The sequence below is a fragment of the Companilactobacillus nantensis DSM 16982 genome, from assembly GCF_001435815.1.
In the GTDB taxonomy this organism is placed as follows: domain Bacteria; phylum Bacillota; class Bacilli; order Lactobacillales; family Lactobacillaceae; genus Companilactobacillus; species Companilactobacillus nantensis.
Map to the genome: position 1 here is coordinate 13767 of NZ_AZFV01000002.1, position 14261 is coordinate 28027.

The 14261-nt window shown below is 35.1% G+C and carries 13 protein-coding genes; 10 read left to right on the plus strand and 3 right to left on the minus strand.

The window, feature by feature from the left end; all coding sequences use genetic code 11:
* The first annotated feature begins 468 nt into the window (after nucleotides 1-468).
* Nucleotides 469-1347 carry a LysR family transcriptional regulator gene (locus FD31_RS01055; protein WP_057891037.1) on the plus strand — a complete coding sequence of 293 codons (879 nt, stop codon included), beginning with the start codon at nucleotides 469-471 and terminating at the stop codon, nucleotides 1345-1347.
* Between the two features lie 598 nt (nucleotides 1348-1945).
* Here FD31_RS01055 and FD31_RS01060 read toward each other — a convergent pair.
* Nucleotides 1946-2398 carry an NUDIX hydrolase gene (locus tag FD31_RS01060; protein ID WP_057890917.1) on the minus strand — a complete coding sequence of 151 codons (453 nt, stop codon included), beginning with the start codon at nucleotides 2396-2398 and terminating at the stop codon, nucleotides 1946-1948.
* A 166-nt stretch (nucleotides 2399-2564) separates the two neighbouring features.
* On the opposite strand from FD31_RS01060, the gene FD31_RS01065 reads away from it, so the two are divergent.
* The 3 genes from FD31_RS01065 to FD31_RS01075 all read left to right on the plus strand — a co-directional run bounded on the left by FD31_RS01065 (nucleotide 2565) and on the right by FD31_RS01075 (nucleotide 6583).
* Entirely contained in the window at nucleotides 2565-2852 is a 288-nt protein-coding gene (locus FD31_RS01065) for a helix-turn-helix domain-containing protein (protein WP_057890918.1), read from the plus strand.
* Nucleotides 2853-3308, plus strand: coding sequence for a low molecular weight protein-tyrosine-phosphatase (locus FD31_RS01070; protein WP_057890919.1), 456 nt, complete (start codon nucleotides 2853-2855; stop codon nucleotides 3306-3308).
* Nucleotides 3309-3712: 404 nt separating this feature from the next.
* Nucleotides 3713-6583, plus strand: coding sequence for a hypothetical protein (locus tag FD31_RS01075; protein WP_147007258.1), 2871 nt, complete (start codon nucleotides 3713-3715; stop codon nucleotides 6581-6583).
* Nucleotides 6584-6658: 75 nt separating this feature from the next.
* Here the strand turns inward: FD31_RS01075 and FD31_RS01080 are convergent, their stop codons facing one another.
* On the minus strand, nucleotides 6659-7405 hold the full coding sequence (locus tag FD31_RS01080) for a MurR/RpiR family transcriptional regulator (RefSeq protein WP_057890921.1): 747 nt from the start codon (nucleotides 7403-7405) through the stop codon (nucleotides 6659-6661).
* Between the two features lie 476 nt (nucleotides 7406-7881).
* Between FD31_RS01080 and pfkB the strand changes: the two genes are divergently transcribed.
* From pfkB to FD31_RS01110, 6 genes are all read left to right on the plus strand, one after another.
* Nucleotides 7882-8811, plus strand: a complete 930-nt coding sequence (gene pfkB, locus FD31_RS01085; protein ID WP_057890922.1) for a 1-phosphofructokinase — start codon at nucleotides 7882-7884, stop codon at nucleotides 8809-8811.
* A gap of 3 nt (nucleotides 8812-8814) precedes the next feature.
* Nucleotides 8815-10737 carry a fructose-specific PTS transporter subunit EIIC gene (locus tag FD31_RS01090; RefSeq protein ID WP_057890923.1) on the plus strand — a complete coding sequence of 641 codons (1923 nt, stop codon included), beginning with the start codon at nucleotides 8815-8817 and terminating at the stop codon, nucleotides 10735-10737.
* Nucleotides 10738-10934: 197 nt separating this feature from the next.
* Nucleotides 10935-11480 (plus strand): PTS sugar transporter subunit IIA, encoded by a 546-nt coding sequence (locus FD31_RS01095; protein WP_057890924.1) that lies wholly within the window; start codon nucleotides 10935-10937, stop codon nucleotides 11478-11480.
* A 91-nt stretch (nucleotides 11481-11571) separates the two neighbouring features.
* A complete protein-coding gene (locus FD31_RS01100; RefSeq protein WP_057890925.1) occupies nucleotides 11572-12276 on the plus strand; it encodes an MgtC/SapB family protein in 705 nt (234 codons plus the stop codon).
* 136 nt (nucleotides 12277-12412) lie between these two features.
* Nucleotides 12413-12940, plus strand: coding sequence for a hypothetical protein (locus FD31_RS01105; protein WP_057890926.1), 528 nt, complete (start codon nucleotides 12413-12415; stop codon nucleotides 12938-12940).
* Between the two features lie 425 nt (nucleotides 12941-13365).
* Nucleotides 13366-13962 carry a TMEM175 family protein gene (locus FD31_RS01110; protein ID WP_057890927.1) on the plus strand — a complete coding sequence of 199 codons (597 nt, stop codon included), beginning with the start codon at nucleotides 13366-13368 and terminating at the stop codon, nucleotides 13960-13962.
* Nucleotides 13963-14098: 136 nt separating this feature from the next.
* On the opposite strand, the gene FD31_RS14265 is transcribed toward FD31_RS01110, so the two are convergent.
* Entirely contained in the window at nucleotides 14099-14251 is a 153-nt protein-coding gene (locus tag FD31_RS14265) for an SPJ_0845 family protein (protein ID WP_164480478.1), read from the minus strand.
* Between the last annotated feature and the right edge of the window lie 10 nt (nucleotides 14252-14261).

Genomic DNA, 14261 nt, shown 5'->3' on the forward strand with positions numbered 1-14261 from the left:
ATTTGATTTTTTAGATTAATGAAATGTAAAAAAATTATGACAAATTTACTTTAAATTGATAACTAAAGGATAGAAGAAAATTTTGAGTTCTAAAAATTTCTAAGCTGGCGTGTTGTGTTGGTTGATTTGTAACCACTAATTTCAATTTTGTCTATGATGTATTTTTGCCATAACTTTATATATATCTAAAGCTTGAAAGTAGTCTTTAAGCTTTGGTACTCTAGCAATTTGAAAAAAAAAAACAACGAATAAATTAGCTGGAAAGAGCAAGAATTTAGGTCGCTGTGCAGGTGGCGTTAGGACTTTAGTCCTTACACCACGGGACGAGTTTTGAAACTCGCGGGTTGTGCGAGGTTCAAAATCGAGGTTCGAGACCGCCATATGGCTCGAACCGGTCCCCATAGCGACCTAAATTTCTTGCTCTTGGAAGCGGCATATAAATTTCAGATTATAATTATAGGTGAGAAAATGAATTTAAAAGATTATCAATATTTTAAAAAATTATCAGAATTAAAAAATTTCTCTGATACTGCTAATTTCTTTGGTGTCAGTCAACCGACAATTACTTATTCTTTGAAACGACTTGAAGATAGTTGTGGCTTGTCGCTTGTTAAACGGAAAAGTTATGCTAATTCATTGTCGTTGACGTATGCTGGGGAACAGTTATTGATGCATATTAATCGAATTCTTCAAGAAAACGATTTGATTAATGTTGATATGGAACGGATTAAACGTGAAAAAATTGTTATGGGATGGCCACCAATTATTACTAATTACGTAATCCCTAAGGTTTTTGATTCATTGCGTGACGAAGATCTCTTAGCTGCAATTGAACCAGTTGCCGATGGTTCGAAGGAGTTATTGGAGAAACTTAAAAATGGCGAAATTGACATGTCATTTTTAGGAACAACTGTTTTACCACAAGAAAATCATTTAGATTATCAGCTTTTAAAGGAACATCAATTTAAATTTATTGCTTCAGCAGATAAAGACATTTCACATATCAAAACGATTGAGCAATTATTTGAAGAAGATTTTATTTCATTAGATGAAAAATCAGTTCACAGTCAAGTTCTACGTCGACTGACAGAACATTACAATGTCACCCCTAAAACAATGTTTCAAACTGATGATTACAAGTTAATGTTGAATTTAGTTAAAGCAAATAAGGGTATTAGTTTCATTACCGAGACCGCATTTCAAGGAGTGCCAGGTATTCAAGTAATTGATATGGACGATATTCAACTGCCAGCTTTTTATATCTTGTTTGTTTATCGTCACAACATGGTTGGTAGTGAAACATTAGGCAAACTGATGCATATTTTTAAGAGCATATATAAAAAATGATATTTATTTATAAATAAAACGTGGTATACAGGTATAGTCCAGTAACGTTACAATGTAAATGCCAATCATTATTGGTGTGAATCAGTGGTAACTGTATATAATAGGAAATTATATCTCATCAATATATTAGTTTTTATTATGTTTTTATTACATTATTATCACTTTTTATAATTAAAATGGATGAAATTATGAGGGATAGGGCATGGTTACAACCGTCCATTTTAACGTTAGGAAGCCAGTATGACTGGCTTTCTTTCTTTTTTTCGGTAAGTTTATAAAAATATGTCCAATTTGGACAAAATACTGATTTCAAATTTGATTGTGTTATCATTACTAATGAAGAGGAAATCAATTCCTACGTTTCCTCTTTCTTGATAATTTCATGATTATAATAGTTAAATAACTATTGTCGATATAATGGTGGTTCCTCCCTGAGCTGCCATTTTTTGTCTAATTAAAAAAATTATAGGCCCACATTCAGAGATGAATGTGGGCCTTTTTTGAATTTAAGAGTAAATAAATTGAAATATTATTGTTTGGCTTGGTTACTTCAGCGTCTATTATGACCAGATTACCAAGGCTTAAAGTGCGTTTTTAGTTAAAATAAATAAGCTTTTCCCACTGCTAACATGTCGGCATTTTGCTGATTCAATAGTGGGGGCAACTGATCGAATGGAAAGTATTTTAAGTCAAGCGTTTCGTTTGTTGCTTCTTGCAATGCTTGACCGCCAACTTGCTTAACTAAATATAGCTTAGAAATTACTTGAGCTTCATCGCCGTTAGGATAAGTTGTGAAACCTTGATCGAAAATTCCTAGGGACTGAACGATTTCAACATCAATACCAGCATCCTCTTTATATTCGCGGATACAGGCTTGTTCGAACGTTTCGCCATATTCTAGGTAACCTCCGGGCAAACTCCAGTTATGAGTGTCTGTTCTCAGATTTAAAAGAACTTCTTTTTGAGAGTTAACAAGAATTGCCCCGGCCGCGTTTAAAATTATGGGACGATGACCAACTAAACGACGAATTTCTTGAATGTAATTTGCCATAAGTGTAGCTCCTTTTTCATCTAAATTAACTCTAGTATGGCACAGACAACTATGCAAAAATAGAAGAGTCTTATTTTCAACATTTTGTTAAAACTGTGTTACAGCAATATGAGAGTAATTTTCTATGGTATAATTTTTATTAATAAGCGATTTAGGAGTTTTTAGTATGAATTACAATGAGAGTCAACAAAAAGAAATTGCACAATATGCTATCGAGCATGACAACAATTACAAGGCTACCGGTGAGAAATACGAAATTTCATATCAACAAGTGGCCGCTTGGGTCAGAAAATATAAAAAAGGCTCAACGATGACAAAAAAATCTAAGACTGAGAAACCACAAGAGAATAAACCAACGACAACTGAAACTAGTACACTTGATGTATTAAGCCGTAAAGATCCTGTTCTTGAAGCCCAGTTGATAGAAGTTAAAAAGCGATTGGGATTGATTTAGATGAAGCAAATCATTTTTGTTTGTTTAGGCAATATCTGTCGTTCACCGATGGCAGAAATGATGATGAAACAGTTGGTTGCTGAGAAAGGCTTGAGTGAAGAAATTCAGATCCAGTCACGGGCAACCTCAACTTATGAAATTGGTAATTCTCCACATCCAGGGGCGATTCGGGAATTACAAAAGCAGAATATTCCAATTGTTGAACATGTAGCTAAGCAAATCACAACGGCTGATTTCGATAAGGCAGATGTAGTTATTGGCATGGATCAGCAAAATATTCTCGATTTAAAACAAATGGCACCTGTTTCTGACCAAGCGAAAGTTCATCTAGCGTATGAAATTGTCGGTAAGGATGATGAAGTGCAGGATCCTTGGTATGATCATAAGTTTGACCGTACTTATCGTCAGTTAAAAGAGCTGTTACCATTGTGGTTAGATAAAGTCATTTCAAATTAATTAAAATTTTTTCAACTTAAAATATGAAGAACTGGTAATCAATATTGATGAACCAGTTCTTTTTTTGTTCTTAAAAATTATCAACCAGTATTAAATAAATGTTTAAACATTAAAACTTTGACATTAATATCCTCATTAGCGTTTTTTTGAAAGTCACTCCTAAAGTGGTTTTATGCATGGTAATCATACATTTTGATAATTCACAAAGTTTTAAAAATTAAATATTTGACGAGATGTTTAAAAAATTGAATTCACAAATAGCAAAATCCGAACAAATAAAAACCATTGTTAGATTAATATTTGGCACTCCATTTTGAACGAAAGTCTTTATAATATTTTGGATCAGAAAGCCTTTACACGAATGATAAGATTTAAAAATCATTTGTGAAAGGGTGTTTTGTTTTATGAGAAAGACACGACCAACGTTAATATTGGCCTGCCTTTGGTTAATATGTTCGAGTTATTTTACTACTCCAGTAATGGCCGAAACGACTGAAGATCAGCCCGTAACGAGTGCTGGTTTAGAAACGATTATTGAACAAGAAGAAGATAATGAAGTTACAATCAGCTACGTTTTGGAAGATAAAAAAGAATTAGTTTTAAAGACCGATCATGAGGAAATGATTGATTTAGAAGCCTTGAAAGAGGAACTAGGTGCCGATAATGTTCAATCGACTGATTCGAAACAAGAAATAGTTGTTACATTAGATAATCCTGATTTAATTGATTTTAAATTACATGTTTCCAAAACAGTACCGTTTTTATTGACGGTTCAAGATGCTGACCGTAAAGATATGTTTAAGCATCAGTTTAATCATACCGAAAATGTCGATCCACTCGTTGATGATGATCCAGCAGAAGAATCAACGTGGACGCGGGTTGATAAATTGCGAGTATCTAAAGGACCAGTTTTAAAAAATAGTGACGGGTCTTGTATGCAACCGATTCTTTATTTTGGAGACTATCGCTATTCTGAAAGTGGTGTGATGAAGGTATCATCAACATGGATTCCTCGTCGGAAGTCGCGTGAGAATAGTTTGACAGCACCTAATAGTGGGATTATTTATTCAGAACCTGGTGGTAAGATTGAAGATGGAACTAATAATCCTAAAAATCACATTTATACGACTCATTATGGTGATTCGCAAAATAAAGATTTTAATCCCGCTTTGAGTGCCCAAGAAGACCTGCCTTATGGAACTCCGACAAGTTACACCTCTACTAATTTATTTAATTTTGTTTCCCATTCTGATAATTGGCGCAAACCGGGGACTTCTGGACCTAATAAAGTTGGGAAGTCGTATGCAATGCTAGGTGAGCCAAATTTGTATTATCGCATAGACCCTAAAACGGGATTTGAAGAGCAACGGTTAGTCTATAAGCAACGAGCTTTTTACAACGATCACTTGGGAAAGACTAATCCTGAAATTACGACAAGGATTAAAATGTCATTTACTAAGACAGGTCGTGTTGTGACTGATATTGCCTTTAAAAATACTGGAAAAGTTTTATTTAATAACTTCAGTGGTTTTTCTAATCATGATTTATCATTGAATAAAGATGGAACTGAATTAACTGATAAAAATGGTAAGAAAATAGGTAATTATATTTCGATTCGGTCGTTAGGTAATGAGCGTGGAATGTATTTTCAGGCTCCTAATAATGAAATAAGAACGACGATTTATATGGATCATGAAAAAGGACCAGCAGCCTGGGCAGCAAGATCAGCTAGTCGGGGATATCTAGCAACAAAGGGTTACATTCTTAAGCCTGGTTTTCTTGGATTCATCGGTTCACATAAGGAGGCGTTTTATCCATGGAAAATTGGAAAGCCGATGGATAAAAACTTTTACGATAAAAAGACTAATACGTATAAGTTTTCTTACACGCCAGATGGTATTAGTAACGCCTTTGTTGATCAAAAGGATTTAGGAGACAAGGGTCAAAAAATGGCTGCCGGAACTAGATTGGGAACTAACAAAGAAAAGGATCCACAATGGGATGCAGGAGTGACGATGCGTTCTTCACCGATTGATTTAGAAGTCGGAAAAACAGTTCATATTCAATATGGGACCGTGATGGATATTCCCGGAACAGTTTCGCATCCTGTGGTAGAGTACGATGAAATTGGCACGGAACATTTCCCGAAAGTTTTAACATTAGGGACAGAAAATATGATTATGGAGGGCCATTGGTATGATTTTGATAGTCGGAATGTTTCCATCAAGTATGCGATTGATAGTGAGGACCCGGAAGATATTCAAAAAAATACTTTAATGGACGATACACAAACTGAGGAAGAAGCAGTCATGGGAAGATTTCATGATTTTTCTCAAAAAGTTAGTTTAGATGGTTTGGAAAAAGGGATGCATAAAATGTACCTAATTGCTGAAGATGGCGAAGGTAATAAATCGATTCTTCAAGAACATAATTTCAAATTGATTAAATCGGCTGTGGAAAATAAAGGTCCCCAGATTGATATCACTTCTCCGACAGGAACGAAACGAAATCCTTATATACCAGTGACTGATAAGTTTAATTTACAGGGCTTTTGGTCAGATCAAAATAGTAAGAAAATTAAATCAATCAGCTATGCGGTTGATGGTGGCACGGAAAATGTTGTACAAGAAGATATTGATAATCCCGCCTTGGGTGAATTAGTCCCTTGGAAAATTAAGGCCTACAATATTTCCGAATATAATGATTTTGAAAAACATCGATTAGTTGTCAAAATCACTGATGAAAATAATCAGGTTGATACAGATATCTTTTACTTTAAACACGTTGGTGGCGGAACTCATTTAGTTGCTCCTGAAGAAATTGATTTTGGTAGGGTGTCTGTTACACCAACATCCGATCAACCTATTCCAACCAATTTGAACGGTAAGAAAGTCTTGTTAGAAGATTTTCGAAAGGAAGGAGCAAGTCCGTTGAAAATCAAGTTATCCATTAAAAAGTTCTACAAAGTTACGGATAATGTTGATACCGACGACGAGGATGATGGTGATGATAGTCTGTCGTCAATCGAATCACGTGCTTCGTCCAGAGATTCACTGGTTCATGATGTGATTTGGAATGGACAAGCCGTTAATTCTAAACATTTAATTGTTGGTAGAACAGATGGTTTCAAAAGTGATGAATGGCGCCAAACGACTGATTTGACACCAGAAATCGAGAAGAAATTACAATTGAATTTTCGAGCTAAAGAAACTGGAGTTTCAACTGGAAAATATATGAGCCAATGGACATGGTCAACCGTTGATTCCATTCAGTGAAAAACCTGATGTTAATTATCTATAGACAAAACAAAAACACCTAAAATTTTATAGGTGTTTTTGTTTTGTCCAAAATTATTTTTTTGTTCTTATAACATAAGAATCTAATAGAATTCGACTGATAACTTGTAATGGTAGGCGTGATCGGACTTCGTAATCAGGGAAATATGAAGTCTGAGATTTATAGCCCAATAAAATCATTTCGGAGTATTTAGCAATTGAGCTAGTTTCGTTTGTCGTTATCGTAATGGTACTAACACCATTGTTGAAAGCATTTTTGGCACCAGTTACTAATTCTTTGGTTTCCCCGTTTAGACTAATGATGATAACTAGTGCTTCACGCTTAATTCGTTTACTCATTGTAACAATGATGTTGGGATCGGAACTTAAAACACAGTTTTTGCCTAATAGCTGTAATTTAACAAGCATTTCTTGAGCGATAAATTCAGAGAATCCTCGAGCAAAAATATAAATGTCCGTTGACTCGCGAATTTTTTGAACGGCATCTTCAATTGAACCGACATTGAGCATGCTAAGAGTATTGTCGACTTCATATTTATTTTTAAAAATAGCTTGTTTAATATCATGGTCAACTTTTTCTAAGTTTTGATATTGAGAGTTATTTTTTCCCTTAGTTATTAGTTGCTGACGAAAATCAGTATAACCAGAATAACCCATTTTCTTAGTTGTCCGGACAATAGTTGCAGTCGAGACATTGGCATCTTCGCTCAATTTAACAATCGAGAGATCGGGGATGTCATTGAGATTTTCTTGAATATAATCCCATAAGTATTGCTCAGAGGAACTTAATTTATTTGTCATTACAAATCATCCTAAATTGTAAAGATTTTTTCGATATAATGGTCATGTGGTACGTTTATGAAAACATTTACATGATAACACAAGTTATGATGTATATATCAGTTGGTGCCAGTTAAATATGCCGCTTCCAAAAACAAGAAATTTAGGTCGCTATGGGGACCGGTTCGAGCCAAAGGACGGTCTCGAACCTCGATTTTGAACCTCGCAAAAACCACGAGTTTCAAAACTCGTCCCGTGGTGTAATGGCTAAAGCCATAACGCCACCTACACAGCGACCTAAATTCTTGCTTTTTCCAGCTATTTCTTTGTTAATGTACGACAATTTGTCATAGTCGTACATTATAGATAATTTTCGACAGTTCTCCTTTAAGTATAGTTTAAAAAATTAGTCGGAAGATGTGGAAATCCACATCTGGAGACGGCAACTGAATAATTAACCAGCACAATTCTTATGAAATTGAAAAGGGGTTAAATAAATGATTTATACCTGTACTTTAAACCCGGCGATAGATTTATTTATTGAAACAGATCATCTTAAACCGGAAGTTGTAAATCGAACAAATAGTTATGACATTCAACCAAATGGAAAGGGTGTCAATGTTTCCTTTATTTTGAAACATCTTGGCGTTGATAATACTGCTTGGGGCGTTGGGGGCGGTTTTACTAGTAATTTTATTGAGGAGTCACTTCAGAAAAAGGGCATTGCAACTGATTTTACCCATATTGATGGTATTTCACGTATCAATGTGTTTACTCGTGTGGTCGATACTGATACCGAATATAAAGAAGTTAATAATGGACCAGAAGTCAGTGAAGACAAGGTGACAGAGTTTCTCCAAAAAGTTGCTAAATTAACGAATGACGATAGTCTCGTCGTTTCAGGTAGTTTTTCGAAAGGGATTCCAGCAAATATAATTGTTAAAATTTCCGAAATGGCTGAAAAGCAAGGTTTCAAGCTGATAATTGATACGAGTTATCCTGAGGTAGTAGATGCAATCGGTCACCAACCATTTTTGATTAAACCAAATGATGAGGAATTATTATCGTGGTTTGATCAACCAAGCACTGAAGATATAGATGTATTAGTGAAATATTCCAAAGAATTACTTAAAAAAGGTGCTCAAAATATTTTGTTATCACTCGGCGCTAAAGGGGCGCTCTTCGTCAATGAAGATTATGTTTTGTTTGGCAATGCCCCTAAGATAAAAGTCGTTAATACGGCCTGTTCTGGTGATACGATGTTAGGAACTTTCCTAGCTGGTTTGGAACAAAAAATGTCACTTGAAGATAATTTACAACGTAGTATTGCAGCTGCCAGTTCAACTGCTGCCAGTGCAGGGTTAACGGATTTTAAAGATGTCGATAAATTAATGCAACAAATTACAATTAAACAATTGGAGGGATAAGTTATGGCAAAGTATAAAATTATTGCTGCAACTGGTTGTCCGACGGGGATTGCTCATACTTATATGGCTCAAGAAGCTTTGGAAGAAGCTGCTAAAAAACGTGGTATTTCCATTAAAGTTGAGACACACGGACAATCTGGGGTTGAACATGCTTTTACACAGTCAGAAATTGATCAAGCAGATGGAGTTATCATTGCAGCCGATAAGGATGTTGATATTGACCGCTTTGATGGAAAACGTCTGATTAACGTTTCAGTTACGAAAGGTATGAAAGAACCAGATGAGTTAATTGAGAAAATTTTAAACGATAAGAATGTTCCTGTTTATCATGGATCTGGTAGTGGAAAAACTAATGGTTCTGAGGAAGCAGAATTAACGGGTACATTTTGGCACAAGATGTATGTATATTTAATGAATGGTGTTTCACATATGTTGCCATTGGTCGTTGCAGGTGGTGTTTTAACAGCCGTTTCATTTTTCTGGGGTATTAATTCAGCTGATCCCAAGAGTGCTGAGTACAACGCCTTAGCTGCTTTACTTAATACTATTGGTGGTTTTGCCATGAATTTGATGGTACCAGTGCTCTGTGCTTATATTGCGGAAGCAATTGGTAAAAGAACTGGTTTAGTTATCGGTTTTGTTACAGGTATGATTGCTTATTCTAATGGTACCGGCTTTTTAGGCGGTATTGTTGGTGGCTTCCTAGCTGGATACGTGGCTGTCCTCTTAGCAAAATTATTTAAATCATTACCTAAGTCACTTGATGGTTTGAAATCAATCTTTATTTTTCCGGTATTAGGTGTTCTGATTTCAGGAACAATTATGTGGTATGTTTCAGTACCAATGAAAGATATCAATCAAGGAATGATGTCTTTCTTAAAGAGTATGGAAAATACTAGTCCAATTTTACTTGGATTGATTGTTGGTATTATGTGTGCTGCCGACATGGGTGGTCCAATTAACAAAGCTGCTTACTTAACAGGTACAGCTTTGTTAGCACAAGGTAATTACTTCTTCATGGCTGGAGTTTCCGCAGCTTGTATCGCTCCGCCACTAGCAACTGGTTTTGCCGTTCTCTTCAACAAAAAAGCTTATACCGCTAAAGAACGTAGTGCAGGTTATGTTAACTTCTTACTAGGTTCAACTCATATTACTGAAGGTGCTATTCCGTTTGCGGCCAAGAATCCGTTATTAAATATTCCATCATTTATGATTGGCTCCGCAATTGCTGCTATCTTGTCGTATGTAACCAAGATTTCAGTACCCGCTCCACATGGTGGCTTTATTGTTTTACCGCTAGTTAATAAGCCATTCTTGTGGGTTCTCTGGATCGTGATTGGTGCTTTGGTCTCAGGATTCTTGCTATCACTAATTGCTGGTCGTCAAAGTCGTCATGATGCTGCTATCGTGGCAACACCAGTGGGTAATGTAGCAGTTGAGAGTGATCCAGAACCTGTTTCTACGGAAACAAAACAAAATGATTTGAGTGAAATTATTAATGAGGACAACATTGCTTTAAATGTTGATGTTGCTTCAAGAGACGAATTGTTACAATATTTAGCAGATTTTGCTAAGAAACTCGGTTATGCAACTGATGCAAGTGCTGTAGATAAGAAATATTTAGCACGTGAAGCTGAAAGTTCAACAGGTATGGAGAAGGGAATTGCTATTCCTCATGCCCAGGATAAAACCATCAATCGTTCCGCTATGTTGATTGCCAAACTAAAACAACCAGTTGAGTGGAAAACATTTGATAATCAACCAGTCGATATTGTGATATCATTCTTGATTCCTGACCAAGATGATGGCAGTAATCATTTGGAATACTTATCTAGTACTTCAAAATTGTTGATGCACGATGAATTTGTTGAAGCTTTGCGGAATGCTAAGACTAAAACTGAAATTTTGAAATTGTTTCAAGAATAATTGAGACTTTACAATGTTTGATAAAACTAATATGGTAGATACATAAGGCATTGACCTTATGTGGACTTCGAGTCCGTAGTATGTGTAATCATACTTTAGAGACCTTATCTCTTATGAGATGGGTCTTTTTTTGTTTGATGAAAGCACTTACTGAAAAATAATAGTATTATATAAAGAAAAGAAGGGAGATTGATTTTATGTCATTTTGGCAAAAAATTGGTGATTTTCTGAATCCAAGTAGCAGTTCACAAACAATTAGGACGAATGATCAAAATGTAACAGGATCACAAAAAGAGCCCATGAGTGATTTTTCACAAATTTTAGATGTCAAAAATATTGTCGTTGATGTAGATGTCAAATCCCGAGATGAATTGTTAAAATATTTATCTAATTTAGCGCAAACAAACGACAAATCAATTGATGAAGAAGCAATCTATGGAAAATATTTAGTACGTGAAAACGATGCGGCAACTGATTTGGGTGATGGCATAGCTGTTCCGCATGCTCAAGATAAATCAGTGACTAGCTTAACTATGTTGATTGTTAAATTGAAACAACCGATAATTTGGGATAAAAGTAATTCAGTACAAACAGTTATTTCCTTGTTGATTCCTGACCCTGAAAAAAATTATCAACATGTACCGTATTTATCAACGGTGGCTAGGTTACTTTTAAAGAAGGGATTCCTTCATTCGTTAGCAAGAGCCAAAACTTCAGATGAAATTAAAAAGTTATTTGGTTAATACTAAAAAATCGTCTGGTATCGCAAAAGAATAATTTCGATAATGTTATACTTAATATTATGAAACTGAACAAGAACATTGGAGGGGTTATTTGCAGAGTCAATTAAGTGTTCTTACAGTAGTAATTAGATTGCTGTTGTCAGTTCTGTTTGCAGGTGTAATCGGGATTGATCGAGCATATAAGCATCGACCAGCAGGATTGAGAACACACGTCTTAGTTTGTTTGGGAGCCTGTATCATTGCGATGATTCAGCAAAATATTGGATTTAATGCATTGGATATTGCCAGACAGTATCCACAATTAAAGGGCGTTGTAAGAGCAGATGATGCTCGTTTGATTGCTCAAGTAGTTAGTGGAATTGGTTTTCTAGGTGCAGGAACAATCATTGTTGAACACCATTCAATTCGTGGTTTAACAACTGCGGCTAGTTTATGGGTTGTCGCATGTATCGGTTTAGCGGTTGGTATGGGTGACTATATTATTGCAATCGCAGGATTTCTGGTGGTGTATGCAGTGTTAGGATTTTTAAAGAAAATTATTCGTATCAGTCCTGTGCGGAAGTTGAAAATTGAATATTTGCACAAGGTTGATACAAAGAAATTTATTGATGATTACTTTAAAGAAAATGATATTACCGTTGAAGGTGTGCGTTTTAGCGTAACACGACGCGATAATGAGAAAGTTTATACTAATGTCTATTCAATCGATTTTGGGAAGAGTCTCGATTATGTCGACATTGTTGAAGGCTTGTCGATGAACGATAATATTATTAAAGTAGAGACAATAAATGTATAAAAAAATATTCCTAAATTTTTGTTTAGGAGTATTTTTTATTGGTTATTTCATATGGAAATATTTAAATAATTAAGTGGTCTAAACAGATTGTAATTCGTTTAGACCTTTGGTATCTTTGGATTATTGGGGGAGTTAAATGATAAGAAATTTACCGACCAGATTCTTGATCGCGTTTTTATGTGCGCTCATTTTGGCAACGATATATTTGGTCATGCCTAAGGGAAAAATTGCTGGTAGTATTCAAGAAACAAAAATCAGTTTGATGGATAAATCGAAACAAAAAACAGTTTCTGAATTTAGCAAAGAACGTAAAAAATACGCTTATGTGTCATTTGATAATTTGTATTCAAATACAAGTTTGTATTATGGAACAAAGATTTGTCAGCGTGGACACATCAAAGATTTAGATATGGAACATAAATACTTATTAGTAGCATTGGATGGTAATGATGCAACACGGACAATTAAGTTGAAGTATAACTTATCCAACTTTGAAAAAGGTAATGCCAGTATTCAAGAAAATGACCCAATTAAGTTTTACGGTCGGGTCTTAGCCACGGATAGTTACCTTAACGATAAGGGAAGAGACGTTAATCGTCCGGTGATTGCAGCTGATTTTATTCAGACCAAAGTTAACTACAGTGGTAATTACGGAGCTATTTAGATAATTGTATATGGGTTTGGTGTTAGTTGATTTGTAACCACCAAGTTCAATAGTATATTTGCCATAACTTAATATATTTCAGATATTTTAAAAAATTAGATTCAAAAAAGACTTCAGTCGGAAGAAACGAGAATAGTTACTGGCTGTGACAGTGGTGTTAGTGCGGGTGTTTTTTTCCGTGCTTACAGCACCGGGCGTGTTTGGAGACTCGCTTGCGAGGCTTCAAACCGAGGTATGAGACCTTGGCTCAGACCGGTCCGCATAGCCAGTAACTATTTCTCGTTTCTGGAGACGGCATATTTAACTAGCAACATACATAATTGAATATTAGTAATTCTATTTTATGTTAAATATTATTACGATAATAGAAAAGTCTCAATTCTGATTTATTGATATAATTTTCCTACAAAAAGGGAGGGATTATTTTGAATAAATCGAGGGTTGAGGCTTTTACTGATGCTGTTATTGCTATTATTTTAACGATTATGATTTTAGAGTTTAAAACACCTGATTCAGCAAAATTATCAGCTATTGTATCGCAAGTACCTTATATGGTTTCATACGCAGTGGGGTGGTTATTCATTGGAATTGCTTGGTACAATCATCATTATATGTTTAGTAAAGCCAAAGTTATTACAAGGAAAGTTTTTTGGACTAATAATTTTTGGATGTTCACAACGTCGTTTATTCCTGTAGCAACATCTTGGGTAGGACGTGATTTGAATGCTCAAGGTCCAGAAATATTTTATGCGATTGTTTATTTTTTGTGGTCATTTGCCTATGCTGTTTTGTCATATACTATTGCCAAGGAAAACGAATTAGCTGGTTATCACAAGGTGGCTACTAGCATTCGCAATATGAAAATTTATAGGGCACTAACTAGTTGGAAATTTGTTGGTGTGGAAATTGTTATTTGGGTTTTAGCTCTAATCTACATGCCGGCTCTACAAATGTTATTAATTGCATTTCAAGTGTTGGCAGTTGGTGGACACGCTAACTCCGATAGCGATAAGCTTTTCTAAATTGATGACAACAAAAAAAGACCTAGGACAAATTATCCTAGGTCTTTTCCTATAATCAAAAGGGTTCTTATTTAAAGAAATAGTAAAATAAATGGCATTCGTTCACTTACTAGAAGTGACATTAAACAAGAGAAGTTTATTTTTTATCTTTAAGATTCTTTTGATCTTTCGAAGATTTCTTATCTGCAGAATCTACGCGTTTTACGTTTTCTTTTACATCATCGGGAAGAGAGGCAAATTTATCAAATAAACTGCCAAAATTACTTTCACGTTTCACTGTTAGGCCCATCGGTATCAGC

What these genes read in the sequence shown, in the direction of transcription:
- FD31_RS01055 (WP_057891037.1), top strand. Translation starts at nt 469, where the DNA reads ATGAATTTAAAAGATTATCAATATTTTAAAAAATTATCAGAATTAAAA.
- FD31_RS01060 (WP_057890917.1), bottom strand. Translation starts at nt 2,398, where the DNA reads ATGGCAAATTACATTCAAGAAATTCGTCGTTTAGTTGGTCATCGTCCC.
- FD31_RS01065 (WP_057890918.1), top strand. Translation starts at nt 2,565, where the DNA reads ATGAATTACAATGAGAGTCAACAAAAAGAAATTGCACAATATGCTATC.
- FD31_RS01070 (WP_057890919.1), top strand. Translation starts at nt 2,853, where the DNA reads ATGAAGCAAATCATTTTTGTTTGTTTAGGCAATATCTGTCGTTCACCG.
- FD31_RS01075 (WP_147007258.1), top strand. Translation starts at nt 3,713, where the DNA reads ATGAGAAAGACACGACCAACGTTAATATTGGCCTGCCTTTGGTTAATA.
- FD31_RS01080 (WP_057890921.1), bottom strand. Translation starts at nt 7,405, where the DNA reads ATGACAAATAAATTAAGTTCCTCTGAGCAATACTTATGGGATTATATT.
- pfkB (WP_057890922.1), top strand. Translation starts at nt 7,882, where the DNA reads ATGATTTATACCTGTACTTTAAACCCGGCGATAGATTTATTTATTGAA.
- FD31_RS01090 (WP_057890923.1), top strand. Translation starts at nt 8,815, where the DNA reads ATGGCAAAGTATAAAATTATTGCTGCAACTGGTTGTCCGACGGGGATT.
- FD31_RS01095 (WP_057890924.1), top strand. Translation starts at nt 10,935, where the DNA reads ATGTCATTTTGGCAAAAAATTGGTGATTTTCTGAATCCAAGTAGCAGT.
- FD31_RS01105 (WP_057890926.1), top strand. Translation starts at nt 12,413, where the DNA reads ATGATAAGAAATTTACCGACCAGATTCTTGATCGCGTTTTTATGTGCG.
- FD31_RS14265 (WP_164480478.1), bottom strand. Translation starts at nt 14,251, where the DNA reads ATGGGCCTAACAGTGAAACGTGAAAGTAATTTTGGCAGTTTATTTGAT.